15 protein-coding genes and 2 pseudogenes are annotated in these 24,689 nt (G+C 73.2%); 12 read left to right on the top strand and 5 right to left on the bottom strand.

The window, feature by feature from the left end:
* Positions 1 to 145: 145 nt before the first annotated feature.
* Positions 146 to 1,333 (top strand): hypothetical protein, encoded by a 1,188-nt coding sequence (locus OG900_27495; GenBank protein ID WUH93485.1) that lies wholly within the window; start codon positions 146 to 148, stop codon positions 1,331 to 1,333.
* Between the two features lie 174 nt (positions 1,334 to 1,507).
* Entirely contained in the window at positions 1,508 to 4,849 is a 3,342-nt protein-coding gene (locus OG900_27490; protein WUH93484.1) for a S8 family serine peptidase, read from the top strand.
* A gap of 413 nt (positions 4,850 to 5,262) precedes the next feature.
* Here the strand turns inward: OG900_27490 and OG900_27485 are convergent.
* Positions 5,263 to 5,671, bottom strand: a pseudogene (locus OG900_27485) (FtsX-like permease family protein).
* Positions 5,660 to 5,911, bottom strand: a pseudogene (locus tag OG900_27480) (ATP-binding cassette domain-containing protein). Before OG900_27480 ends, OG900_27485 begins: the two co-directional pseudogenes overlap by 12 nt.
* A 164-nt stretch (positions 5,912 to 6,075) precedes the next feature.
* Here OG900_27480 and malQ point away from each other — a divergent pair.
* Positions 6,076 to 8,130 (top strand): 4-alpha-glucanotransferase, encoded by a 2,055-nt coding sequence (gene malQ, locus OG900_27475; GenBank protein ID WUH93483.1) that lies wholly within the window; start codon positions 6,076 to 6,078, stop codon positions 8,128 to 8,130.
* A 75-nt stretch (positions 8,131 to 8,205) separates the two neighbouring features.
* Complete coding sequence (locus tag OG900_27470) at positions 8,206 to 8,421, top strand: hypothetical protein (GenBank protein ID WUH95950.1); 216 nt, start codon at positions 8,206 to 8,208, stop codon at positions 8,419 to 8,421.
* Between the two features lie 120 nt (positions 8,422 to 8,541).
* On the opposite strand, the gene OG900_27465 is transcribed toward OG900_27470, so the two are convergent.
* Positions 8,542 to 9,030 (bottom strand): MarR family transcriptional regulator, encoded by a 489-nt coding sequence (locus OG900_27465; GenBank protein WUH93482.1) that lies wholly within the window; start codon positions 9,028 to 9,030, stop codon positions 8,542 to 8,544.
* A 104-nt stretch (positions 9,031 to 9,134) separates the two neighbouring features.
* On the opposite strand from OG900_27465, the gene OG900_27460 reads away from it, so the two are divergent.
* On the top strand, positions 9,135 to 10,478 hold the full coding sequence (locus OG900_27460) for an MFS transporter (GenBank protein WUH93481.1): 1,344 nt from the start codon (positions 9,135 to 9,137) through the stop codon (positions 10,476 to 10,478).
* A gap of 128 nt (positions 10,479 to 10,606) precedes the next feature.
* On the opposite strand, the gene pepN is transcribed toward OG900_27460, so the two are convergent.
* A complete protein-coding gene (gene pepN / locus OG900_27455; GenBank protein ID WUH95949.1) occupies positions 10,607 to 13,177 on the bottom strand; it encodes an aminopeptidase N in 2,571 nt (856 codons plus the stop codon).
* 177 nt (positions 13,178 to 13,354) lie between these two features.
* Between pepN and OG900_27450 the strand changes: the two genes are divergently transcribed.
* Positions 13,355 to 16,771 carry a beta-N-acetylglucosaminidase domain-containing protein gene (locus OG900_27450; GenBank protein ID WUH93480.1) on the top strand — a complete coding sequence of 1,139 codons (3,417 nt, stop codon included), beginning with the start codon at positions 13,355 to 13,357 and terminating at the stop codon, positions 16,769 to 16,771.
* A 50-nt stretch (positions 16,772 to 16,821) separates the two neighbouring features.
* Here the strand turns inward: OG900_27450 and OG900_27445 are convergent, their stop codons facing one another.
* Positions 16,822 to 17,358, bottom strand: a complete 537-nt coding sequence (locus tag OG900_27445) for an HNH endonuclease (protein WUH93479.1) — start codon at positions 17,356 to 17,358, stop codon at positions 16,822 to 16,824.
* Positions 17,359 to 17,616: 258 nt separating this feature from the next.
* On the opposite strand from OG900_27445, the gene OG900_27440 reads away from it, so the two are divergent.
* The 6 genes from OG900_27440 (at position 17,617) to OG900_27415 (ending at position 24,646) form a co-directional block, all read left to right on the top strand.
* Positions 17,617 to 18,663 carry a mechanosensitive ion channel family protein gene (locus tag OG900_27440; GenBank protein WUH93478.1) on the top strand — a complete coding sequence of 349 codons (1,047 nt, stop codon included), beginning with the start codon at positions 17,617 to 17,619 and terminating at the stop codon, positions 18,661 to 18,663.
* A gap of 198 nt (positions 18,664 to 18,861) precedes the next feature.
* On the top strand, positions 18,862 to 20,088 hold the full coding sequence (locus tag OG900_27435; protein WUH93477.1) for an ROK family transcriptional regulator: 1,227 nt from the start codon (positions 18,862 to 18,864) through the stop codon (positions 20,086 to 20,088).
* A 97-nt stretch (positions 20,089 to 20,185) separates the two neighbouring features.
* Positions 20,186 to 21,517, top strand: a complete 1,332-nt coding sequence (locus tag OG900_27430; GenBank protein WUH93476.1) for an extracellular solute-binding protein — start codon at positions 20,186 to 20,188, stop codon at positions 21,515 to 21,517.
* Positions 21,517 to 22,467 carry a sugar ABC transporter permease gene (locus OG900_27425; protein ID WUH93475.1) on the top strand — a complete coding sequence of 317 codons (951 nt, stop codon included), beginning with the start codon at positions 21,517 to 21,519 and terminating at the stop codon, positions 22,465 to 22,467. Before OG900_27430 ends, OG900_27425 begins: the two co-directional genes overlap by 1 nt.
* 5 nt (positions 22,468 to 22,472) lie before the next feature.
* On the top strand, positions 22,473 to 23,372 hold the full coding sequence (locus OG900_27420) for a carbohydrate ABC transporter permease (protein ID WUH93474.1): 900 nt from the start codon (positions 22,473 to 22,475) through the stop codon (positions 23,370 to 23,372).
* Complete coding sequence (locus OG900_27415; protein WUH93473.1) at positions 23,369 to 24,646, top strand: 6-phospho-beta-glucosidase; 1,278 nt, start codon at positions 23,369 to 23,371, stop codon at positions 24,644 to 24,646. Before OG900_27420 ends, OG900_27415 begins: the two co-directional genes overlap by 4 nt.
* Positions 24,647 to 24,689: the final 43 nt, after the last annotated feature.

Raw genomic sequence — 24,689 nt, 5'->3', positions numbered from 1 at the left:
GATGGGGCGGCCCCCCGTCACCCGAACGGGGGAATTCCACTGATCGGCACCCGAACATCCGGACTTTAGCCCGGCCTTGTCCCGTTTTGTCGACGAGCGCGTAACAGCGGTTAGTGACCGCCAGGGCGGCGGGAACGACGTCGCCATGAACACGAACTCCCGCACCCCCCGCGCACTGGACCGCCGACTGCCCGCCGAGCAGCGGGTCCTGACCCTCCACCAGCTGCGCGACCTCGGCGTCGGCGCGGCCGCCGTCGCCGCCCGCTGCCGGCCGGGCGGCCCCTGGCAGCAGGTGCTCCCCCAGGTGTACCTGCTGCGCTCGGGGCGGCCGACCGGCCGGGAGCGGCTGGAGGCCGCGCTGCTCTACTCCGGCCGCGACCCGCACGCGCACGGGCCGCGCGGCGGCGGCAGGGACGCCGTGGTCACGGGCCTGGCCGCGCTCGCCTTGCACGGCCTCTCGTGCGTGCCGCCGCTGCCGGGGCTGCCGCGCATCGACGTCCTGGTGCCGCGCCACCGGCGGCTGCGGGACGCCGGCGACGTGGCCGTGCACCGCGTCCGCACCCTGCCGCGCCCGCAGGAGGTGGCCGGCCTGCCCTGCGCCCCGGTGCCGCGCGCCCTGGCCGACGCCGTCGCGCACCTGGACGACCCCGAGACCGTACGGCGGCTGCTGACCGAGGCCGTACGCGGCGGGCACTGCGACGCCGCCGCCGTCCTGCGCGAACTGGCCGGCGCGGGCCTGCTGGAGCGCCCGCGGGTCGCCGCGGCGGTCACGGCGCTGCGCGGCGCCGAGCGCGCCATGGCCGAGCAGCGGCTGTACGCGATGGTGCGCGAACGGCAACTGCCGGAGCCGGTCTGGAACGTGGAGCTGCGGCTGCCGGGCGGTCCACGCCTGGGCGCGGTGGACGCCTACTGGCCCGAGCACGCGGTGGCCCTGGCGATCGACCCGCGGGCCGGGCGGCCACCGGGAGGCTCGGCAATGGGCCGCGGCGCGGCACGGGACGGCGGCTCGGCAGTGGACGGCGCCTTCGCCCTGGATGACGCCGCTGACACCCGCGCACTCGACGATGTCCACGCCGATCCCTTCGGCGACGCCCTTTACCGCGGGGACGGCGGCGAAACCTGCCCGCAGGCAGCGGAGTTCGGCGACGACGAGGTGTGGACGCGCTGCGTGCGGCAGCGCGAGCGGCTCGAAGCGCTGGGCATCACGCTCGTGCACGTGACCGCGGCCAAGCTGCGCGACGCCGCCGAGCAGCAGGCCGCCGTGGTGCGTACCGCGCTGGTGGCCGCGGCGGACCAACTGCCCGCCGCCTATGTCGTGGTATCCCCGCGCTGAGCCTGACCCCGTGGCTCTTGGGCGGTTTTGCGGTGGTCCGGCACTGGCGGAAACACGTCACCGACGCCCCAACAGAAGGTCAACGCACCACAAAGAGCGGCTTTTCCCGGCAGGGTGACGAGGCGTACGTTCCGCTTTCCGAACACCCGCCCGACGGTCCGAACAGGGATGCCCATGCCACTCGATCACATACCAGGCAAGAGACGCCCGGCCCGGCTCGCGCTCGCCGCGGGCCTGGTCGCCGCGTTGACGGCCGCAGGTCCCGCGCTGGCGGTCGCCGACAGCGCACCCACCGCCCCGACCGCCCCCACGACAGCGCCCGCCACCGGCTCGGACGCCCCCGGCGAGCCCGGCAAGGACGCGGCGGACAAGCTCGGTTCCGCCGACGCCACGCTGCTGGCCAAGGCCAAGGCGGACGGCGACAAGAACGTCACCTTCATGATCGCCGGCAAGCCCGGCAGCACCGCGGAGATCACCTCCCGGCTGCATGCCCAGGGCGCCAGCGTCGGCCAGACCTACGACCAGCTCGGCTACGTACGCGCCACCGTGCCCACCGCGAAGGCGGACGCGGCGCTCGGCGCGGCCCAGAAGCTGCCCTCGGTGCTGGCCATCGACCTCAAGCAGGAGGTCAAGCTGGACGACCCGACGCCGGCCGCCGACACCACCGCCGCCGCGTCGCACCACCCGGGCAAGCCCGCCGCCACCTACCCGGGCCCCGACAAGAACACCCCCGCCAAGAACCCGTACCAGCCGGCCTTCGAGACCGGCGCGGTGGACTTCGTCAAGGACCACCCCGCCGCCGACGGGCGCGGCATCACCATCGGCATCCTGGACTCCGGCGTCGACGTCGGCCACCCGGCGCTGCAGAAGACCACCACGGGTGAGCGGAAGATCATCGACTGGGTCACCTCGACCGACCCGATACTCGACAGCGACGCCACCTGGCGGGCGATGGTCACCAGCGTCGCGGGGCCGTCCTTCACCGCGTCCGGCCGCACCTGGACCGCGCCCGCGGGCAACTACCTCTTCAGCACCTTCGCCGAGGCCGCCACCAAGGGCGGCGACATGCTCGGCGACCTCAACCGCGACGGCGACACCACCGACGTGTGGGGTGTGCTCTACGACCCGGCCGCCGGCACCGTCCGGCTGGACCTGGACAACAACGGCGACTTCGGCAACGACACCGCCATGAAGCCGTACAAGGACGGCTTCCAGATCGGCCACTTCGGCACCGACAACCCGGCCACGCCGATCTCCGAGTCGATCCCCTTCACCATCGAGATCCGCAAGGACGTCCCGATGGACCCCTACGGGGGCACCTGGGTCGGCAAGAAGGCCGACTTCGTCAACATCGGCGTCGTGCAGTCCGAGCACGGCACGCACGTCGCGGGCATCACCGCCGCCAACGGGCTCTTCGGCGGCAAGATGAACGGCGCCGCGCCCGGCGCGAAGATCGTCTCCTCCCGGGCCTGCACCTGGAGCGGCGGCTGCACCAACATCGCGCTCACCGAGGGCATGACCGACCTGGTGGTCAACCACCACGTCGACGTCGTCAACATGTCCATCGGCGGCCTCGGCGCCCTCAACGACGGTGCCAGCGCCCGCGACCTGCTCTACAAGCAGCTGATCGACACCTACGGGGTGCAGCTGGTGATCTCCGCGGGCAACGACGGCCCCGGCGTCAACACCATAGGCGACCCCGGCCTGGCCGACCACGTCCTCAGCGTCGGCGCGTCCATCTCGCGTGAGACCTGGGCCGCCAACTACGGCTCGCAGACCACCGTGCCGTACTCGCTGCTGCCCTTCTCCTCCCGCGGCCCGCGCGAGGACGGCGGCCTCGCCCCCGTCATCACCGCGCCCGGCGCCGCCATCAACTCCGTGCCGACCTGGGAGCCGGGCGCGCCCGTCGCCGAGGCCGGCTACACCCTGCCGCCCGGCTACGCCATGCTCCAGGGCACCTCGATGGCCTCACCGCAGGCCACCGGAGCCGCGGCCCTGCTGCTGTCCGCCGCCAAGGCGCAGCACCTGAAGGTCACCCCGGCGCAGCTGCGCACCGCGCTGGTCAGCACCGCCAAGAGCATCCCCGGCTTCCAGACCGTCGACCAGGGCGCCGGACTCGTCGCCGTCGGCCCCGCCTGGGACCTGCTGCGGCGCGGCGGCACCACCGACACGTACACCGTCAAGGCGCCGGTCGACACCGCGCTGTCGAGCTACCTGCTGACCCCCGGGTACGGCACCGGCGTCTACGACCGCGAAGGCGGCCTGACGGCCGGCAAGCAGCGCACGTACAACGTCACCGTGACCCGCACCAGCGGGCCGGCCTACTCCCTGCTGCACACCCTGACCTGGGCGCACAACGACGGCACCTTCTCCGTCGCCAGCCCGCTGGTGGTGCTGCCGCTGAACAAGCCGGTCACCGTGAAGGTCACCGCGAAGCCGCGGTCCGCCGGGGTGCACAGCGCCCTGCTGAACGTGGACGACCCGCTCACCCACGGCACCGACACGCAGATATCGGCCGCCGTCGTCGTCTCCACGCCGATCGCGAGCCCGTCCTACACGCTGACCCGCTCCGGGACGATCCAGCGGGACAGCACCCGCTCGTACTTCCTCACCGTCCCGGCCGGCGCGACCTCGCTCGAAGTCGCCATGGGCGGCCTCAAGCCCGGCAGCCAGACCAGGTTCATCTCCATGCACCCCTACGGTGTGCCGCTGGACTCCACCCAGACCCCCGACTGCTACCCCAACTACAACAACCCCGCCAACACCTGCCGCCCCGACCTGCGCTCCTACGCGGACCCGCTGCCGGGCGTGTGGGAGATCGAGGTCGAGGCCCGGCGCACCTCGCCGCTGCTCGACAACCCGTACGTGCTCACCGCCTCCCTCCTCGGAGCGGCCTTCGACCCGGCCGTGCAGACCCTGCCCACGGCCCAGGTCGGCACCCCGGCGCCGGTGAGCTGGAACGTCACCAACCGCTTCGCGCCGATCAGCGGCGGCTCCCTGAGCGGCGGGCCGCTCGGCTCGGCCCTCACGGCCACACCGACCATCGCCGAGGGCGACGCCCAGACGACGACGCTGACGCTCGGCCCGGGTGCCTCGCGTCTCGACGTCTCCATCGGGTCGCCCTCCGACCAGCAGGCCGACCTCGACCTCTACGTCTACCTCGACGGTGTGCTCATCGCGCAGTCCGCCGACGGTGACGCGGAGGAGGCGGTCAGCCTCGCCGACCCGGCGCCCGGCACGTACACCTTCGAGGTGGACGGATACTCCGTGCCGTCCGGCTCGACGACCTACTCCTACGAGGACGTCTACTACTCGGCCGCCCTCGGCCAGGTCACGGTCGACACGTCCACGCCCGTCAACCTTCCGCACGGTGCCACGGTGCCGGTCTCGGCGACCGTCCTCGCCGCGGCGGAGGCGCCTGCCGGGCGGCAGCTCTTCGGGCAGGTCCAGCTCCTCGACGCCGGCGGCACTGCGGCCGGCACGGGCAGCGTCATCATCACCTCCACGACCCCCTGACCGGGGTGCACCCGGGGGAACGGGCCCGTGCCCGTCCCCCCGGGTGCCGCGTCCCTGCGAGGTGCCGGTACGGCCCTCCCTGCGGCCCGGTGGGGGCTTGTCGCCCAGTTCCCCGCGCCCCTGAAAAACGCGTGCCCCTCTGCGGAGAGCCCAGCCCCTGCCAGGGGCAACCGCCTGGCGCAGGAGGACGCGGGCCCACAGGGGCGCGGGGAACTGCGCGGCCGGCCAGAGCGGACCGCAACTGTGAACGCAACAGCAAGTGGCACCCACCCAGGGGCGCGGGGAACTGCGCGACAAGCCACCCACACAGCGCAACTGTGGAATCCGTGACAGCACCCCGCAGGGAGTGGCGGGGAACTGCGCGGCCGGCCACGACGGCGGGAGAGGCGTAAGGCGACCGCGCGCCAACGGTGGCGCCGGAGGATGGCGCGGGCCGGGAGGGCCGTGGAGGCCAGGGTGAGAAGGAGGGTGCCGCCCGCGAGGGCGGCCGCGGTGCCCGGGGGGACATAGGGAGCGGCCCCGGTGAGGCCGCGAGCGATGGGCACGAGCGTGAATCCACGCGATCCCGGACCCGAGAGCCAGCCCGACGACGGCCACGAGCGCAGCCTCTCCCCGCAGCATGCGCAGCACTTGCACCCGGGTGGTCCCGGCAAGCCTCAGCAGCGCGACCTCGCGGCGCCGGTCGAGCACCGTCATGACCAGCGTCTCGGCCGCGGCGACCGCCGCGAAGCCGCCGAGGACCGCGGCCATCACCCGGTCGGCCCAGGCGTTGAGTTCGAGGTCGCGGTCGGCCTGGGCGCGGTAGCCGGCCAGGTCGGTGACCCGGAGGCGGGTGATCGGCTCGCCGCCGAGCAGGACCTCGCCGCCGGTCGGCCGGTCGAGGCCGGCCGCACATTGCAGGAACGTGCTCTTGCCCGAGCCCGACGGCCCCATGGCCGCGGTGAAGCTGCCGCGTGGCAGCGCGAGGCCGATCCCGCGCAGCGCGTGGACGGCCGCTTCACCGCGGCCATAGGTGCGGGTCAGGGAGCGGAGTTCCACAGCTGGGGCGCCGGTTGCCGCCATGTCCACGAGGCTACGGAGTGCCGACCGGGTGAACCATGGCGCCCGCCGCCCTCCCAGGGGTGGGGACAACCCCGCCGTCACCGAGCGCAGCGGGTGTGGCACATCCCGGAAGGGGTAGGGCTCTGGGATCGACCGGATGAAAGCCCGAAGAAGGCGGAGGCTTGATGGACCGGGCACGGCTCGCGACGCTGCACGGCGTGGATGTGACGTACCACCCGGCGCCCGGGCAGGAGGTCAGGGTCTCCGAGGAGACGGTGGTGGCCGTGCTGGCGGCCCTGGGGGTGGACGCGTCCACGCCCCACGCGGTCAGGGACGCGCTGGCGGCGTACGAACTGCGCACCGCCCACCGCCTGCTGGCGCCGTGCACGGTGCTGCGCGCCGGGCAGCCGCTGACCGGCCTGCCCGAGGGCACCGACATCAGCGTCGAGACGGCGGCGGGCGAGCGGCTGGACGGGGTGCCGCACGCGCCGGGGCGCTATGTGCTGCGGGCGGCGGCCCCGGACGGCCGGGCCGCCAGGGGTGACCTGGTGGTGGCGCCGGAGCGGGTCGGCGGGCCGCGGGAGCGGACGTTCGGCTTCATGGCGCAGCTGTATTCGACGCTGTCCCAGCGGTCCTGGGGCATGGGCGACCTCGGCGACCTGGCGGAGCTGGCGGCCTGGTCGGGGCGGGCGCTGGGCGCCGGCTTCGTCCAGATCAACCCGCTGCACGCGGCGGTGCCCGGACACCCGACCGACCCGTCGCCCTACCGGCCCTCCTCACGGCGCTTCCCCGATCCGGTCTACCTGCGGGTCGAGGAGGTCCCCGAATACGCGTATCTGTCCAGGGACGCCCGCGAGCAGGCCGCTCGGCTGCTGGTGAAGGCCGCGGCCCTGCGGGACAACGTGCTGCTCAAGGGCACGCTCATCGACCGGGACGCGGTGTGGGAGCTGAAGGCGCAGGCGCTTGAGCTGCTGCGCGAGGTGCCGCTCAGCCCCGGCAGGCGGGCCGCTTACGCCGACTTCCTGGCCGCCCAGGGCCAGGCGCTGGACGACCATGCCACCTGGTCGACGCTGGCCGAACTGCACGGGCCCGACTGGCAGAAGTGGCCCGCGGGGCTGCGCGACCCGCGGTCCGCCCAGGTCGCCAGGCTGCGCAGCCGGCATCTGGAGCGGGTCGACTACCACAGCTGGCTGAGCTGGCTGACGGACAGCCAGCTGGCCGCCGCCCAGCGGGCCGCACGGGACGCCGGGATGCCGGTCGGCGTGGTGCACGACCTGGCGGTCGGTGTGCACCCGGCCGGCTCCGACGCCTGGTCGATGCAGGACGTGCTGGCCAGGGGCATGTCGACGGGGGCGCCGCCGGACGCCTTCAACGCGCGCGGCCAGGACTGGGGCCTGCCGCCCTGGCGCCCCGACGCGCTCGCCGCCACCGGCTACGCCCCGTACCGCGACCTGATCGCCCGGATGCTGCGGCATGCCGGCGGGCTGCGGATCGACCATGTGATGGGCCTCTTCCGGCTGTGGTGGGTGCCCGAGGGCCGCCCGCCGACCGAGGGCACCTATGTGCGCTACGACCCGGAGGCGATGCTCGGCCTGCTGGCCCTTGAGGCGCACGAGGCCGGCGCGGTCGTCATCGGCGAGGACCTGGGCACGGTAGAGCCCGGGGTCAGGCAGCAGCTCTCCGACCGCGGCATCCTCGGCACCTCCGTCCTGTGGTTCGAACGCGACTACGAGGGCGAGCACGCCGACCGCCGTCCGCTGCCGCCTGCCGCCTGGCGCGAGGCCTGCCTGGCCACCGCGACCACCCACGACCTGCCGAGCACCGCCGCCCGGCTCACCGGCGAGCACGTCGAGCTGCGGCACCGGCTCGGGCTGCTCACCAGGCCGCTGGAGCAGGAGCAGGCCGAGGACGCGGCGGAGGTCGCCGAGTGGATCGCGCTGCTCGGCCGGCTCGGGCTGCTGCCCGAGGGCGCGGCCGACGAGGAGGCCGTCGTCAAGGCCGTGCACCGCTTCCTGGCCGCCACCCCGGCCCGGATGGTCGGCGTGTGGCTCCCCGACGGTGTCGGCGACCGCCGCCCGCAGAATCTGCCGGGCACCTGGGACCAGTACCCGAACTGGCGGCTCCCGGTGGCCGACCCCGAGGGGAATCCCCTCACTCTCGAACAGCTCGCCGCGTCCCGGCGCCTGCACACCCTGGCCGACGAGGTCCGCCGCGCCCTCCACCCGGCCGGCGAACCCTAAAGCACCCCCGGGCGCGCGTGCTCCGGAGCCGGTCACTACATTGGCCACGTGGACAAGAAGCTCAACAAGAAGGTCATGCGCGCCGGCGTCGTCACCGCGGCCACCACCGTGATGCTCCTGCTGTCGTCCCCGGCGTTCGCCCTCACGCGCGACGACGGCGACGACCCGGGCTCGGGTCTGAGTGTCATCCAGACCCTCGGCCTCTTCGTCGCCATTCCGCTGGTGCTCTTCGGCATCATCGCCGGCCTGGTCATGGCCACGGACAAGACCCGCAAGCAGCAGCAGGGCTGACCCTCCCGGCCGCGTCGCCACCCCCGCTCCCCTTCCGCCCGCCAGGGCGGTTCTCCGGGGCGCGGGGAATCGCGCGTTCGGCCGGGACGGTACGTCAGACCGCTGGCCCCCGCCGGGGTTTCACTGCGACGCGGCCAGCAGTCGCCGCAGGAGTCCGGCAAGGACTTCCGCCTCGTCCGGCTCCAGCGCGGACAGCGCGGCCTGCTGCACGGCGAGCCCGGCGACCAGTGCCTCCTCGACGACGGTGATGCCGCGCTCGGTGAGGGAGACCCGCAGCCCGCGCCGGTCGTGGGGGTCCGGTGCTCTTACCAGGAGTCCGGCGCGCTCCAGCTTGTCGAGCCGCCCCGTCATGCCCCCGGTGGTGAGCATCAGCGTCGCGGACAGCTCGCGCGGCGAGAGCGTGTAGGGCGCCCCCGACCTCCGCAGCGTGCCGAGCACGTCGAATTCCCCCCGCCCGATGCCGTAGCGCAGATACTCCGCCTCCATCCGGTCCCCCATCGCCCGCGCGACGCGGTAGACCCGGCCGAAGACGGCCATGGCGAGAGTGTCGAGTTCGGGCCGCTCCACGGCCCACTGCCCGGTGATCGTGTCCACCGCATCCGCGTCCATTCCCCCAGTATCGGCCGCCGTACGCTCCGTCGCAAGCCACTCGCTTGACGCTAAGCCACTTAGCACTAAGCTAGTTACTGCCGACCTACTTACGGGGGACCGCCATGCTGCCGACGCGCACACACGCCACCGCCACCCGCCTGCCGGGCGAGAAGGCCATGCTCGGCGCGATGGCCGTGGACGCGGTCGGCTCCGGGATGTACGTCCCCTTCAGCCTGGTCTTCTTCCACCACATCACCGGCCTGTCGTTCGCCGTGGTCGGAGCCGTGCTCACCGCGGTCGGCCTGATCGGCATGGCAGCGCTGCCGCTCGCGGGCGCCGCCGTGGACAGATACGGCGCCCGGCGGGTGCAACTGGTGCTCTACGGGGTGCGGGGCACCGGCTTCGCGCTGTATCCGCTCGCCACGGCGCTGCCCGCCTTCGCCGCCGTCGCCCTCGGCACGGCCTTCGGCGACCGCGCCTTCCCCGCCGTGCAGCAGTCCTGGATCGGCGAGTTCGCCGCCGGAGCCGACCGGGACCGGCTGCAGGCCGCCTCCCGCGCGCTGCGCAACGGCGGGCTCGGCGCGGGCGCGCTGCTCGCCTCCCTGGTGGTCACCCTCGCGGGCGACCGCGGCTTCGTCGCCGCTGCCTGGCTGAACGCGGCGAGCTTCGCCGTCGCCTGGCTGCTGATGCGGCGGGTGAAGGCGCCTGCCCGCCCGGCGGCGCAGCCGGCGCCCGCCGCAGGCGGGGCCGGCTACCGCGTGGTCTTCGCCGACCGCCCCTTCCTCGCCCTGACCGGGGCCAACTTCCTCACCGCCCTGGGCTATTCGGCACTGGCGGTGCTCTTCCCGCTCTTCATCGCCGGGCCGCTGCACGGCGCCCAGTCGCTGACCGGCGCCGCCTTCACGCTCAACACGGTGCTGTGCGCGGTCGGCGGGGTCCACATCGCCCGGCTGGGCCGCCGCAGCGGCGCCCGCCGCACCCGGTCGGCGGCACTGGGCGGGCTGATCTTCGCGGCGTCCTTCGCCGGGCTCGCGCTGCTCGCGACCGTACGCCCGCAGGCCGGCTGGGCCACGGCGGGCCTGCTGCTCGCGCTGGTCACCCTCTACACGGTGGCCGAGACCGTGCACAATCCGGCGGCGAGTTCGCTGGCCGTCGCGGCGGCCCCCGAGTCGCTGCGCGGCCGCTACATGGCCGCCTATCAGCTGTCCTGGTCGCTGGCCTCGATCCTGGCCCCGTCCCTCTTCACCGCGCTGACCGCGGCCGACGCGCGGCTCCCCTGGCTGCTGCTGGTCGGCACCGCGCTGAGCGCCTCGGCCCTGCTGCTCCGCCTGGAGCGACTGCTGCCCGCCGACGCCGTCAACCTCCCGGGCCGGGCCTCCGTCCGGCAGGGCCGCCCGCAGACCGCCGCGCACCCCGCACCGGCACCCGCGGCGGCCGCGGTGCCCCGCACCGCCGCGCGCGGGTAGGCGGTACGGGGCCCGGCGGGAGGGGACTTACGTGTGCGGCCGGTTGCCGCGCTCCTGGTGCGGGAAAGACTGGCCCGCGACCCGGCCAGGGGTCCCGGGACGCGGCGCCCGGAACCCCCACCCCGCGGTCAGCCGGCCGCGGCGTCCGCGGCCTGGGCGCGCAGCGCGCGCTCGACGCCCGCGCGGGACTCGACGACCAGCCGGCGCAGCGCCGGCACCGGCTCGTTGCTCGCCAGCCACGCGTCGGCCGCGTCCAGCGTGGCCTGCGAGACCTGGAGCGCCGGGAAGAGGCCGACGACGATCTGCTGGCCCATCTCGTTGCTGCGGTCCGCCCACACCTGCTTGATCGCGGCGAAATACCGCTCGCTGTACGGCGCGAGCAGCTCGCGCTGGTCGGTCTGCACGAAGCCGCCGATGACGGCCTCCTGCATCGCGTTCGGCAGGGTGTCGGCCTCGACGACCGTCGACCACACCTCGGCCTTGGCCGCCTCGGTCGGCCGGGCGGCCCTCGCCGCCGCGGCGTGCTGCTCGCCCGCGGAGGTCGGGTCGAGGGCCAGCTCCGCGTCGATCGCCCGGTCGTCCGCGCGGCCGGTCGCGGCGAGCCGGTTGAGCAGCGCCCAGCGCAGGTCGGTGTCGACGGCCAGGCCCTCGTAGGTCACCGTGCCGTCCAGCAGCCCGGCGAGGACGTCCAGCTGCTCGGGGGTGCGGGCGGTCGCGGCGAACGCCCGCGCCCACGCCAGCTGGTGGTCGCTGCCGCCGGCCGCGGCCGCCAGGTGCTCCTGGGCGGCGGCGGTCCAGCGGGCAAGACCGGTCTCCCGCCACGCCGGGTCGGCGTAGAGGTCGAGGGCCAGCTTCACCTGGCGGTGCAGGGACTGCACCACGCCGATGTCGGTCTCCTTGCCGATGCCGTGCAGCACCAGCTCCAGGTAGTCGCGGGTGGCCAGCTCGCCGTCCCGCGTCATGTCCCAGGCCGACGCCCAGATCAGCGCGCGGGGCAGCGACTCGGTGAAGTCGCCCACATGGTCGCGGACGACGGCGAGCGACTGCTCGTCGAGCCGCACCTTGGCATAGGACAGGTCGTCGTCGTTGAGCAGGATCACGTCGGGGCGGCGGGTGCCCGCCGTGAACGGCACCTCGGTCAGCTCGCCGTCCACGTCCAGCTCGATGCGGTCGGTGCGCACCAGCACGCCGTCCCGCAGGTCGTAGAGCCCGACCGCGATGCGGTGCGGCCGCAGCACCGGCTCGCCCTTGGCCCCTGCGGGCAGCGCGGGCGCCTCCTGCCGGACCGCGAAGGACGTCAGGGCGCCCGCGGCGTCCACCGCGATCTCGGGCCGCAGCACATTGATGCCGGCGGTCTCCAGCCACGCCCTGGACCAGGCCTTGAGGTCGCGGCCCGAGGTCTCCTCCAGCGCGCCCAGCAGGTCGGCCAGCCGGGTGTTCCCCCACGCGTGCCGCTTGAAGTAGGCCTGCACTCCGGCGAAGAACTCGTCCATCCCCACATACGCGACCAGCTGCTTGAGCACCGAGGCGCCCTTGGCGTACGTGATCCCGTCGAAGTTGACGAGCACGTCCTCCAGGTCGTTGATCTCCGCCATGATCGGGTGCGTCGAGGGCAGCTGGTCCTGCCGGTAGGCCCAGGTCTTCATCGTGTTGGCGAACGTCGTCCACGAGTGCGGCCAGCGCGAGCCCTCGGCGTGCGCCTGGCAGGCGATCGAGGTGTAGGTGGCGAACGACTCGTTCAGCCACAGGTCGTTCCACCACTCCATGGTGACCAGGTCGCCGAACCACATGTGGGCCAGCTCGTGCAGGATCGTCTCGGCCCGCATCTCGTACGCCGCGTCGGTCACCTTCGACCGGAAGACGTACTGGTCCCTGATGGTGACCGCGCCGGCATTCTCCATCGCGCCCGCGTTGAACTCCGGGACGAACAGCTGGTCGTACTTCGCGAACGGGTAGGCGTAGTCGAACTTCTCCTGGAACCAGTCGAAGCCCATCCGGGTGACCTCGAAGATCGCCTCCGCGTCCAGGTGCTCGGCCAGCGAGGGCCGGCAGTAGACGCCCAGCGGCACGCTGCGGCCGCCGCCCTCCCAGCTGCCGTGCACCGAGGTGTACGGACCGGCGATCAGCGCGGTGACATACGACGACATCCGCGGGGTCGGCTCGAACGTCCACACCCCGTCCGCCGACGGCTCGGGCGTCGGCGAGTTCGAGATGACCGTCCAGCCCTGCGGCGCCGTCACCGTGAAGGCGAAGGTGCCCTTCAGGTCGGGCTGCTCGAAGCTCGCGAACACCCGGCGCGCGTCCGGCACCTCGAACTGCGTGTACAGATAAGCCTGCTTGTCCACCGGGTCGACGAACCGGTGCAGCCCCTCACCGGTGTTGGTGTAGGCGCAGTCGGCCACCACCAGCAGCTCGTTGCGCCCGCCCCGCAGCGACTCCAGCGCGATCCGCGAGTCCTTGAAGACCTCGGCCGGATCCAGCGCCGTCCCGTTGAGCACCACCTCGTGCACCTCGGGCGCCACCAGGTCGATGAAGCTCGCCCCGCCGTCCCCGGCCACGTCGAACCGCACCGTGGTCCGCGACCGGAAGGTGCCGCCCTGCTGGGCGCCGCTCAGGTCAAGCTCGATCCCATAGCCGTCCACAGTCAGCAGAGCCGCCCGCTGCTGCGCCTCCTCGCGCGTGAGGTTCGTACCAGGCACGGTGGGCCACTCCTTCTCGTCAGGTGAGACGACCATCCTCGCACGTCACCCCCGCCCCTCGCGGAAGCCCTGTGGATAACTCACCGGCGCCTCCGCGCTCGCGGCCACCGGAGACGCGGGGGACCCGTTGACACAGGGCGGGCGGGAGTGATGGGCTCGCCGTCCGGCGTCGCGCGCATGGCCGCAGGGAGGACCCCGTTGCTGCGTAGGACCTCGGCCGTCGCCCTGGCGGCCACCGTCGTCGGCGGCTGGCTCGGGCAGACCCCCGCCTCCGCCCAGCCGACCCCCACGGCACCCACCGCCCCCGCCTCCGCCCCGGTGACCCAGTCGGACACCGCGCCCGCCGTCTATCCCAAGCCCCAGCTCCTGCGCCGCCAGGGCGACTTCGCCCGGGTCACCCCGCAGGTCACCCTCGTCGCGGACGCGGCCGCCGACCCGTCCGCCCTCGACCTGGTCGAGCAGACCCTCCACTCGGCTGGCGCCCGCGACGTCGTCCGCGCGGCGGGCCCCGGCCCCGGCCTGACGGTCTACGCCGGCGCCCCCGCCGAGAGCCGGCTCGCCGCCCTCGGCGCCCCGCCCGCGGGCGACCTCCCCGACGGCGGCTACCGGCTGGCCGTCAGCGGCGGCACCGTCGCGCTGCAAGGCGTGGGCGCCGACGGCCTCTACCACGCCGCCCAGACGCTGCGTCAGCTGACGGCCGCCCACCGAAGGGACACCGGCTTCGCGCCGGTCGTCGTCCGCGACTGGCCCGCCGCCCCGGTCCGCGGCATCGCGGAGAGCTTCTACGGCGTCCCCTGGACGCAGGAGCAGCGCCTGGCGCAGCTGGACTTCATGGCGCGGACCAAGCAGAACCGCTATCTGTACTCCCCCGGCGACGACCCCTACCGCCAGGAGCAGTGGCGCGAGCCCTACCCGGCGGACCGGCGCGCGGACTTCCGGGCGCTGGCCGCCCGCGCCGACCAGGACCACGTCACGCTGGCCTGGGCGCTGGCCCCCGGCCAGAGCCTGTGCTTCTCCTCGGCCGCCGACGGGAGGGCGCTCCAGCGCAAGCTGGACGCGATGTGGGCGCTGGGTGTCCGCGCCTTCCAGTTCCAGTTCCAGGACGTCAGCTACAGCGAGTGGCACTGCTCCGCCGACTCCCGCGCCTTCGGCAGCGGGCCGCAGGCCGCCGCCCGGGCGCAGGCGAAGGTGGTGAACGCGGCGGCGGCGTACCTGACCGGGCGTCACGGCACCGCCGCCGCGGCGGTGTCGCTGCTGCCGACCGAGTTCTACCAGGACGGCGCCACCGACTACCGCACGGCGCTGGCGAAGGCCCTCGACCCGCGGGTCGAGGTGGCGTGGACCGGCGTCGGGGTGGTGCCCGGCCGGATCACCGGCGACCAGGTGGCGGCCGTGGACGCCGCGCTGCGGCACCCGCTGCTGACCGTGGACAACTACCCGGTCAACGACTTCGCGGCCGACCGGCTCTTCCTCGGCCCGTACACCGGGCGGCAGCCGGCCGTGGCGACGGCGTCGGCCGGGCTGCTGGCGAGCGCGATGCAGCAGCCGGCCGCGTCGCGTATCGCGCTGTTCACCGCCGCGGATTTCGCCTGGAATCCGACCGGCTACGACCCCCAGGCGTCCTGGCAGGCCGCGATCGACGACCTGGCGGGTCCCGACGGGGCGACCAGGGCGGCGCTGCGCGCCCTGGCGGGCAACGAGTCGTCGTCGGCGCTCGGCGGTGAGGAGTCGGCGTATCTGCGCCCGCTGATCGCCGCTTTCCGCGCCGCACTGCCGGCGGGGGCGGGCTCGGGCGGGCAGCGGCTCGCGGCCGCGGCGCGCGAGCTGCGGGCGGCCTTCACGGTGATGCGCACCGCGCCCGACCGCCTCGACGGCCTGGCCGGCGGCGGTTTCGGCGACGAGGTGCGGCCCTGGCTCGACCGGCTGTCGCTCTACGGGGCGGCGGGCGAGCACGCGGTGGACCTGCTGTCGGCGCAGGCCCGCGGCGACGGCGCGGCGGCCTGGCAGGCCCGGCAGGCGCTGGACGGCGACCGCACGGCGCTCGCGGAGGGCACGGCGACGGTCGGCGGCTCCGTGCTCGACGACTTCCTGACCGGCGCGGTGGACGACTCCGACGCCTGGGCAGGGCTCGGCGCCGACGGCCGCACGGCGACCACGTCGATGGCCTCGGGCCGCGGCACCGACCCCGCGGCGATGGTCGACGGCAGGGACGCCACGGCCTGGTCGAGCGACGCGCCGCCGCGCCCCGACGACGCCTTCGGCGTGGACCTGGGCACGGCGAGGGACGTCGCCTCGGTGCGGATCGCGATGGGCGACGGCAGCGGCTCGGACGACTTCCTGCACGACGCGGTCCTCGAAGTCTCCGCGGACGACGGCACCGGCTGGCGCCGGGTCGGCGAATACCGCGACCAGCCGGTGGTCACGGCGCGCTTCCCCGCGGGGACGAAGGTCCGCCGGGTGCGGCTGCGGGCCGTCGAGGGCCAGCCGGGCGCGGTGACCGTACGGGAGTTCGCCGTGGCGGTGAGCGGCGCCGTCACCATGTCGGCGGCCGGACCCGACCACGCGTCCGCCGCGGTGGACGGCGACCTGTCGACGTCGGCCGGCAGCGGCCCGCTGACCGTGGACTTCGGCGGCGCCCGGCAGCTGGACACGCTCACGGTCGCCGCCATGGGAGTGCCGTCACCTGTCCCCACGGGCGCACCGCCTTTTGCCGAGCCCGTCTCGGTCGAGGCGCACACCGCGGGCGGCGGCTGGCGGCGGGTCGGCGTGCTGGGCGGGGACTGGACGGAGCTGCGTGTCGGAGCGCTGGTGGACGCCGTGCGGCTGTCCGACGGGCGCGGGGTGTGCGAGGTCGTGCCGTGGTTCGCCGCCCCTCCCCGCGTCACCCTGGACGAGCCGCAGGTCGACGCGGCCGCGGGCGGACCGGCGGTGGAGATGACCGCGTCGGTGGCCTCGGGGCTGCCCAGGGACCTCGCGGTGTCGGCGTCCGCGACCGGGCCCGCGGGCGCCCCGGTCGCCGTGGGGGTGCCGGGGGCGCCGCTGCCGCTGCGCCGCGGCGGCACCGTACGGCTGCCGCTGACCGTGTCGGTCGCGCCCGGCACCGCTCCTGGGACGTACGCCATGCCGGTGCGCTTCACGGTCGCGGGCCGGACGGCGGAGCGGATCGTCACCGTGCGGGTGCATCCGCCGACCGGCGGTCCGGATCTGGTGCCCGGCGCTGTCGCCTCGTCGTCGGGCGACGAGACCGCGGACTTCCCGGCCGCCGCGGTGGCCGACGGCGACCCGGCGACCCGCTGGTCCTCACCGGTGGACGACGCGGCCTGGGTGCAGGTGCGGCTCGCGGCCCCCGCCCGGGTCGGCGAGGTGGTGCTGCACTGGCAGGACGCGTACGCGGCGCGCTACGAGGTGCAGACCTCCGCCGACGGCGTGACCTGGCACACCGCGGCCACCGTGGCGGACGGCGGCGGCGGACGCGAGACCGTATGGCTGGACGGCGCGGAGCAGGCCGTCTTCGTCCGGGTGCAGGGAGTGCGCAGGGCCACCGCCTACGGTTACTCGCTGTACGGCATCGAGGCATACGCCGTCACGGGATGACCCGGCCGCCCGGTGGGCGGGGCACCCCGTGACGCACGAAGGCCCGGATCTCAGGCCGATATGCCGTCGATCCGGGCCAGGGCGTCATCCGCGCCGAAAGGTTGCAGATATGGCAGCCAGCGCGGGTCCCGGTGCCCGGTCCCGATGATCCGCCAGGCGAGTCCCGAGGGCGGCGCCGGTTGATGGCGCAGCCGCCAGCCCAGTTCGGCGACATGGCGATCGGCTTTGACGTGGTTGCAGCGCCTGCACGCCGCCACCACGTTCTCCCAGGCGTGCTGGCCGCCCCGGCTGCGCGGGATGACATGGTCGACGCTGGTGGCGGCGGCCCCGCAGTAGGCACACCTGCCGCCGTCCCGGGCGAAGAGCGCCCTGCGGGTCAGCGGGACGGTGCCGCGAAAGGGGACGCGGACGAATTTGGTGAGTTTCACGACACTGGGCGCGGGCAACGCCTGTGTCTCGCTGTGCAGATAGGCGCCGGATTCCTCTAGGCATACGGCCTTGTTGTTCAGCACGAGGACGAGCGCGCGGCGGAGCGGTACGACGCCGAGCGGCTCGTACGACGCGTTCAGGACCAGGACATGCGGCACGGATGCCTCCTTTAACGCCGGCGGCGCGTGGCTCGCGCCGGGACGATCTGTCTCAGTCTCTCCGGAAGGCGGGGCGCCGCGCCACCATGCCCGGGTAATCGACCGAGAGTGTTTTGGACCACACCGCTGCTCCTCCATCAGGCGCCCCTTCCCTTTTTCTCCCCCGTCCGGCGGCCTTCCGCTCCTCCGGCGGGGCAACGGAACAGCATCGGTACTTCGTTACTGTGGAGGCTTCGTACACTCCGGAGGTTCCTGCCCGTGTCCACCGCGACGCCCCCCGCCGCCGCCCCACTCGACAGCGTGTCCCGCACCGCCTCCCAGGCAGGCAGCTGGGTGGACGACAACTGGGCCGACTGGCTGAACGCCGGACTGCAGATCCTGCTGATCCTGGTGATCGCCATCGTCCTGCGCTCGGCGGTACGGCGCACCATCAGCCGGCTCATCGACCGGATGAACCGGGGTGCGGAGGCCGCGGCCGCGACCGCGCTGGGCGGTCTGCTGGTCAATGCGGAGCGGCGCAAGCAGCGCAGCGAGGCGATCGGCTCGGTGCTCAGGAGCGTGGCGTCGTTCGTCATCCTGGGCACCGCGGCGCTGACCGTCCTGTCGGTGCTGCGGATCGACCTGGCGCCGCTGCTGGCCAGTGCCGGCGTCGCCGGTGTGGCGATCGGCTTCGGCGCGCGCAACCTGGTGACGGACTTCCTGTCCGGCGTCTTCATGATCCTTGAGGACCAGTACGGCGTCGGCGACGTCATCGACGCCGGCGTGGCCTCCGGCACGGTCGTCGAGGTGGGCCTGCGGGTGACGAAGCTGCGCGGCGACAACGGCGAGATCTGGTACGTGCGCAATGGCGAGGTCAAGCGGATCGGCAATCTCAGCCAGGGCTGGGCGACGGCCGTGGTGGACGTCCAGGTGGGCGTGGGCGAGGACATGGACCGGGCGCGTGCGGTGATCGTGGAGACCGCGGACGCCATGGGCAAGGAAGACCCGTGGGACGAGTTCCTGTGGGAGCCGGTGCAGATGCTCGGCCTGGAGTCGGTGGGCTCGGAATTCGTGGTGCTCCAGGTGCAGGCCAGGACGATGCCCGGACAGGCGGCGCCGGTGGCGCGGGAGCTGCGCTGGCGGATCAAGCGGGCCTTCGACCGGGAGGGCATCGTGATCGCCGGCGGCGCCCCCGCCGCGACGGTGACCGACCCCGCGGCGGTGGCCGCCGAGGGCGCGCCGGTCGCCGACGGCGCCGAGGAGAACGGCCCGGCGCCCGCGCAGCGCGCCGCGTCCGTACCGCCGCCGGCCGCCGGCGAGCACTGAGGGCGCACGCCCGCGCTGAGGCGCGCGGCGCCCCGGCTTCACCCGTGGGGGGCCGTCTACGGACGGGCCCCCCACGGGTAGATAACGACTTGGCCGCACGGCCTTCTGCACCCCTTGACGCTCCCCTGACGCCGGGCCTACCTTTCGTTTTGCCAATAGGAAACTTTCCTAACAGTGAACTGAGGGAGGATGGCGCGCATGGCTGGCACACCTGGCACACCTGGTACGCCGCGCGTCCTGCGCGCCATGAACGACCGCGCCGCCCTCGACCTCCTGCTGGAGCACGGCACGCTCTCCCGGACCCGGATCGGCAAGCTCACCGGCCTCTCCAAGCCCACCGCCTCGCAGCTGCTGGCCCGTCTGGAGGCGGCGGGGCTGGTGCTGGCCACCGGCACCACCGCGGGCCGCCCGGGGCCGAACGCGCAGCTCTACTCGGTCAACCCGGCCGCCGCCCATGTCGCGGGCCTCGACGTGACCACGGAGCGCATCAGGGCCGCGGTCGCCGACATCACCGGACGCACCGTCGGCTCCTTCCGGCTGCCCACCCCGCACCACCGGGCCGGCAGCGCGGTCGAGCAGGTCGTCCAGGCACTGGACGGCGCGGCGAAGGCCGCCGGCCTCAGCCGCTCCGACCTGCACCGCGGCGTCATCGGCACCCCCGGCGCCTTCGACCCGAGCACCGGGCGGCTGCGCTATGCCAGCCACCTGCCCGGCTGGCACTCCCCCGCGCTGCTCGACGAGCTGGCCGCCGCCCTGCCGATGCCGCTGGAGTACGACAACGACGTCAACCTCGCCGCCGTCGCCGAGCAGCGGATCGGCGCGGCCCGCGGCCACGACGACTTCGTCCTGCTGTGGAACGAGGAGGGCATCGGAGCCGCCCTGATGATCGGCGGCCGCCTGCACCGCGGATGGACCGGCGGCGCCGGCGAGGTCGGCTTCCTGCCGGTGCCCGGCACCCCGCTGGTCCGCAACGTGACCAGGACCAACAACGGCGGCTTCCAGGAGCTGGCCGGCTGCAACGCGGTGCTGCGGCACGCGAGGGAGCTGGGCATCGGCATCCCCGACGCCCCGCTGCCGGACGCCGCCGCCACGGTACTGGGCGAGGCCGCCGCCGCCCACGGCGAGTCCGAGCCGGGCGGCACGGGTCCGTACGCGGAACTGCTCGCCCGCTGCGCCACCGGCATGGCGGTCGGCCTGGCCTCCGTGGTGGCCGTGCTCGACCCGGAGCTGATCGTGCTGGCCGGCGACGTCGCCGTCGCGGGCGGCGAGCCGCTGCGCGCCCTCATCCAGTCGGAGCTGGCCGAACTGGCCGTGCCCCGGCCGCGGCTGGTGCTCGGCACCGTCCAGATGCACCCCGTCCTGAGCGGCGCGCTGGAAAGCGCGCTCGCCACCACCCGCGACGAGGTGTTCGACACCTCCCGCTGACCGCACCACCCCCACCACCCGGCGGAACGGCACCCGAGCGCCGCTCCGACGGCACCGCACACCCTCGCCCACCCTCGTACCCCGGAGGTAAAGAGCAGTGTCCCGTATACGCAAGGCGGCAGCCGCCGTGGCGGCGAGCGCCGCGATCACCCTGCTCGCGAGCGCGTGCACCGGCCAGAGCACCACCTCGGCCGGCGACGACGCCAGCAAGGACGTCACCATCACCTTCTGGCACGGCTGGTCGGCGCCCAACGAGCTGAAGGCGATCAACGACAACGTCGCCAGGTTCGAGAAGGCGCACCCCAACATCCACGTCAAGGTGCAGGGCAACATCACCGATGACAAGATCAACCAGGCGCTGCGGGCGGGCGGTTCGAAGGCCCCGGACGTCGTGTCCTCCTTCACCACCGACAACGTCGGCCAGTTCTGCTCGTCGGGCACCTTCGCCGACCTCGCGCCCTTCCTGCAGAAGTCGAACATCGACCCGGCCGCGACCTTCCCCAAGCCGATGCTGGAATACACCCAGTTCGAGGGCAAGCGCTGCTCGCTGCCGCTGCTGGGCGACGCGTACGGGCTGTACTACAACACCAAGGAATTCGCCGCGGCCGGCATCGCGTCGCCGCCGAAGACCCTCAGCGAGTTCAAGCAGGACGCGGTCAAACTGACGAAGTCCAGCGGCGACTCCTACTCCCAGCTCGGCTTCATGCCGGACTTCCACGGCTACGAGTCCACGCCGATGCACATCGCCGCGCAGTGGGGCGTCAAGTACTTCGACGCCGCCGGCAAGTCGCAGGTCGCCGAGGACCCCGGATTCGCCGCGATGTTCACCTGGCAGCAGGACATGGTCAAGGCGCTCGGCGGCTTCTCCAAGCTGGAGAAGTACCGCTCCGGCTTCGGTGACGAATTCGGCGCCAAGAACCCGCTGCAGACCGGCCAGGTCGCCATGGGCATCGACGGCGAGTGGCGCGCGGGCATGGCCAAGGACGCCGGCATGAACGACCTGGCCGTGGCGCCCTTCCCGGTGCCCGACGACCAGGCGGACACCTACGGCAAGGGCTACCTGTCCGGCACGATCATCGGCATCGCCAACACCAGTGCCAAGAAGAACGCGGCCTGGGAGCTGGTGAAGTTCATGGCCACCGACACCGACGCGGTCGTCTCCTTCGCCAACGCGATCCACAACGTGCCCTCGACGCTGGCCGCGCTCAAGTCGCCGAACCTCGACCCCGACCCGTCCTTCAAGACCTTCCTGGACATCGCGCAGAACCCGAACAGCACCACCACCCCGCCGAGCGTCAACGGCGGCGCCTACCAGGTGACGCTGCAGGACTTCGGCTACGCCTACGAGTCGGGCAAGTCCAAGGACCTCGCCAGCGGGCTGAAGGGCGTCGACACGCAGGTCGACAAGGACATCGCGCAGGCCAAGTGATGAGCGCCGCCGTCCACCCCCTGCTGAGGGCCAGACGCCGCAAGGCGGCGCTGCGCAACCTCGCCTTCCTGTCGCCCTGGATCATCGGCTTCAGCGTCTTCTTCGCCTACCCGCTGCTTTCCACCGTCTACTTCTCCTTCATGCACTACAACGGGGTGAATCCGCCGACCTGGACCGGCACCAAGAACTGGTCCTACGTCTTCAAGGACTACCCGCTGTTCTGGCCGGCCCTGCGCAACACCCTGTGGCTGGTCCTGGTGATGGTCACGCTCCGGGTCGTCTTCGGCCTGGGCGTGGGCCTGCTGATCACCAGGATCAGGACCGGCGCCGGGCTGTTCCGCACCGCCTTCTACCTGCCCTACCTGGCCCCGCCGGTCGCCGCGACGATGGCCTTCGTCTTCCTGCTCAACCCCGGCACCGGCCCGGTCAACCACATCCTGGGCGACATCGGCATCCCCACCCCCGGGTGGTTCACCGACCCGAGCTGGTCCAAGCCGGCGCTCACCATCCTGGCGGTGTGGGGCATCGGCGACCTGATGGTCATCTTCATGGCCGCGCTGCTCGACGTGCCCAAGGAGCAGTACGAGGCCGCCGAGCTGGACGGCGCGGGATCGTGGGCGCGGTTCCGCTACGTCACGCTGCCGAACATCTCGCCGATCGTGATGTTCGCGGTGGTCACCGGGGTCATCCAGACCATGCAGTACTACACGCAGCCGCTGGTGGCGGGAAAGGTCGCCTCCGGGATCATCGGCAATTCGGGCCAGCAGTTCGAGCCCGGCTACCCGGACAAGTCGACCCTGACCCTGCCCCAGCTGGTCTACGAGCGTGGCTTCCAGCGCTTCGACTACGGCTCCGCGTGCGTCATCGCCCTGGTGCTCTTCGTGCTGGCGATGGCCTTCACCGCACTGCTCATGCGCCGGCGCAACGGCTTCCTGTCGGCGGAGGACTGATTCCCATGACCCAAGCGCTTCTCGACCCCGTCTCCGCACCCGCCCGCCCCGCCGACACGCGCGCCCGGCGCACCGCCCGCCGCAAGGCACGGCTGCACTGGATCGCCGTGCACTCGCTCGGCCTGGCGGCCGCCGCCTTCTTCGTGCTGCCCTTCGTCTTCGTCTTCCTCACCGCGGTGATGAGCGACAACCAGGCCCTCACCAGGGACCTGTGGCCGCACTCCTGGCAGTGGTCCAACTTCCGCACCGTGTGGGACACCCCGGGCTTCCTCACCTGGTGGCGCAACACCCTGGTCTACGCCGTGTCCGGCACCGTGCTCACCGTGGTGTCCTCGCTGCCGGTGGCCTACGCGCTGGCCAAATTCCGCTTCCGCGGCCGCAACCTGGTCATGGTGCTGGTCATCTCCACGATGATGCTGCCGCCCCAGGTGATCATCATCCCGATGTACCTGTTCTGGACCAAGCAGCTCGGCATGGACGGCACCCTGTGGCCGCTGATCATCCCGATGGCCTTCGGCGACGCCTTCACCATCTTCCTGCTGCGCCAGTTCCTGCTGACCATCCCCAAGGAGTACACCGAGGCGGCCAGGGTGGACGGCTGCGGTGAACTGCGCACCCTGGTCACGGTGATCGTGCCGATGATCCGCCCGGCCATCGCCGCGGTCGCGCTCTTCCAGTTCTTCTACTGCTGGAACGACTACTTCGGTCCGCAGATCTACGCCAGTTCCAACCCGGCCGCCTGGACACTGAGTTACGGGCTGGAGTCCTTCAAGGGGGCACACCACACCAACTGGAACCTGACAATGGCCGCGACCGTCCTGGTGATGGCGCCGGTGATCGCGGTCTTCTTCTTCGCGCAAAAGGCCTTCATCGAAGGCGTGACCCTGACGGGAGTCAAGGGATGAAACTGGCAGTCGTGGGCGGCGGGTCCACGTACACCCCCGAGCTGATCGACGGGTTCGCGCGGCTGCGCGACACCCTGCCCGTCGAGGAGCTGGCGCTGATCGACCCGGACGCGCACCGTCTGGACCTGGTCGGCGGGCTGGCCCGGCGGATCTTCGCCAAGCAGGGCCACCCCGGCCGTATCGTCACCACCTCCGACCTGGAGGCGGGCGTGGCAGGCGCCGACGCGGTGCTGCTGCAGCTGCGGGTCGGCGGCCAGGCCGCGCGCAACCAGGACGAGACGTGGCCGCTGGAATGCGGCTGCGTCGGCCAGGAGACCACCGGCGCGGGCGGCCTCGCGAAGGCGATGCGTACGGTGCCGGTGGTGCTGGACATCGCCGAGCGGGTCAGGCGGGCCGCGCCGGACGCCTGGATCATCGACTTCACCAACCCCGTCGGCATCGTCACCCGGGCGCTGCTCCAGGCCGGGCACAAGAGCGTCGGGCTGTGCAATGTGGCGATCGGCTTCCAGCGCCGCTTCGCCGAGAAGCTCGGCGTGGCGCCCGACCAGGTGCATCTCGACCACGTCGGGCTCAACCACCTGACCTGGGAGCGCGGGGTGCGCATCGGCGGCCCCGACGGCGAGGACGTGCTGCCCAAGCTGCTCGCCGAGCACGGCGACGCCATCGCCGCGGATCTGCACCTGCCGCGCCCGGTCCTCGACCGGCTCGGCGTCGTCCCCTCCTACTACCTGCGCTATTTCTACGCGCACGACGAGGTGGTGCGCGAGCTGCGGACCGCGCCCTCGCGGGCCTCGCAGGTCGCCGCGATGGAGAGGGAACTGCTGGAGATGTACGGCGACCCGGCTCTCGACGAGAAGCCGGCGCTGCTGGCCAAGCGCGGCGGCGCCTTCTACTCGGAGGCGGCCGTGGACCTCGCCTCGTCCCTGCTGCGGGCGGCCCACGTTCCCACGTCCGGCGACATCCAGGTCGTCAACACGTACAACAACGGCACCCTGCCCTTCCTGCCGGACGACGCCGTCATCGAGGTGCCCGCCACGGTGAACGGCGACGGCGCCGAGCCGCTGCCGGTCGCGCCGGTGGAGCCGCTCTACGCCGGGCTGATCGCCAACGTGACCGCCTACGAGGACCTGGCGCTGGACGCCGCCCTGCGCGGCGGCAGGGACCGGGTCTTCACCGCGCTGCTCGCCCACCCGCTGATCGGGCAGTACGACCTGGCCGAGCAGCTGACCGACCGTCTCATCGCGCACAACCGGGAGCACTTCGCGTGGGCCTGAACACCCCCCAGAGCCTTCGGCCTGGGAGGGCCCCCCAGCCGCC

The sequence above is a fragment of the Streptomyces sp. NBC_00433 genome, assembly GCA_036015235.1.
Classification (GTDB): domain Bacteria; phylum Actinomycetota; class Actinomycetes; order Streptomycetales; family Streptomycetaceae; genus Actinacidiphila.
Note: the sequence above shows the minus strand (reverse complement) of the source record. Positions and strands in the feature narration are given on the sequence as shown.

Bases quoted from the DNA above. Each gene is read 5' to 3' on its own strand.
- OG900_27415 (WUH93473.1), top strand. From the start codon at position 23,369: ATGAAACTGGCAGTCGTGGGCGGCGGGTCCACGTACACCCCCGAGCTG.
- OG900_27425 (WUH93475.1), top strand. From the start codon at position 21,517: ATGAGCGCCGCCGTCCACCCCCTGCTGAGGGCCAGACGCCGCAAGGCG.
- OG900_27435 (WUH93477.1), top strand. From the start codon at position 18,862: ATGGCTGGCACACCTGGCACACCTGGTACGCCGCGCGTCCTGCGCGCC.
- OG900_27495 (WUH93485.1), top strand. From the start codon at position 146: ATGAACACGAACTCCCGCACCCCCCGCGCACTGGACCGCCGACTGCCC.
- OG900_27450 (WUH93480.1), top strand. From the start codon at position 13,355: ATGGCCGCAGGGAGGACCCCGTTGCTGCGTAGGACCTCGGCCGTCGCC.
- OG900_27470 (WUH95950.1), top strand. From the start codon at position 8,206: ATGCGCGCCGGCGTCGTCACCGCGGCCACCACCGTGATGCTCCTGCTG.
- OG900_27460 (WUH93481.1), top strand. From the start codon at position 9,135: ATGCTGCCGACGCGCACACACGCCACCGCCACCCGCCTGCCGGGCGAG.
- OG900_27490 (WUH93484.1), top strand. From the start codon at position 1,508: ATGCCACTCGATCACATACCAGGCAAGAGACGCCCGGCCCGGCTCGCG.
- OG900_27465 (WUH93482.1), bottom strand. From the start codon at position 9,030: ATGGACGCGGATGCGGTGGACACGATCACCGGGCAGTGGGCCGTGGAG.
- malQ (WUH93483.1), top strand. From the start codon at position 6,076: ATGGACCGGGCACGGCTCGCGACGCTGCACGGCGTGGATGTGACGTAC.
- OG900_27420 (WUH93474.1), top strand. From the start codon at position 22,473: ATGACCCAAGCGCTTCTCGACCCCGTCTCCGCACCCGCCCGCCCCGCC.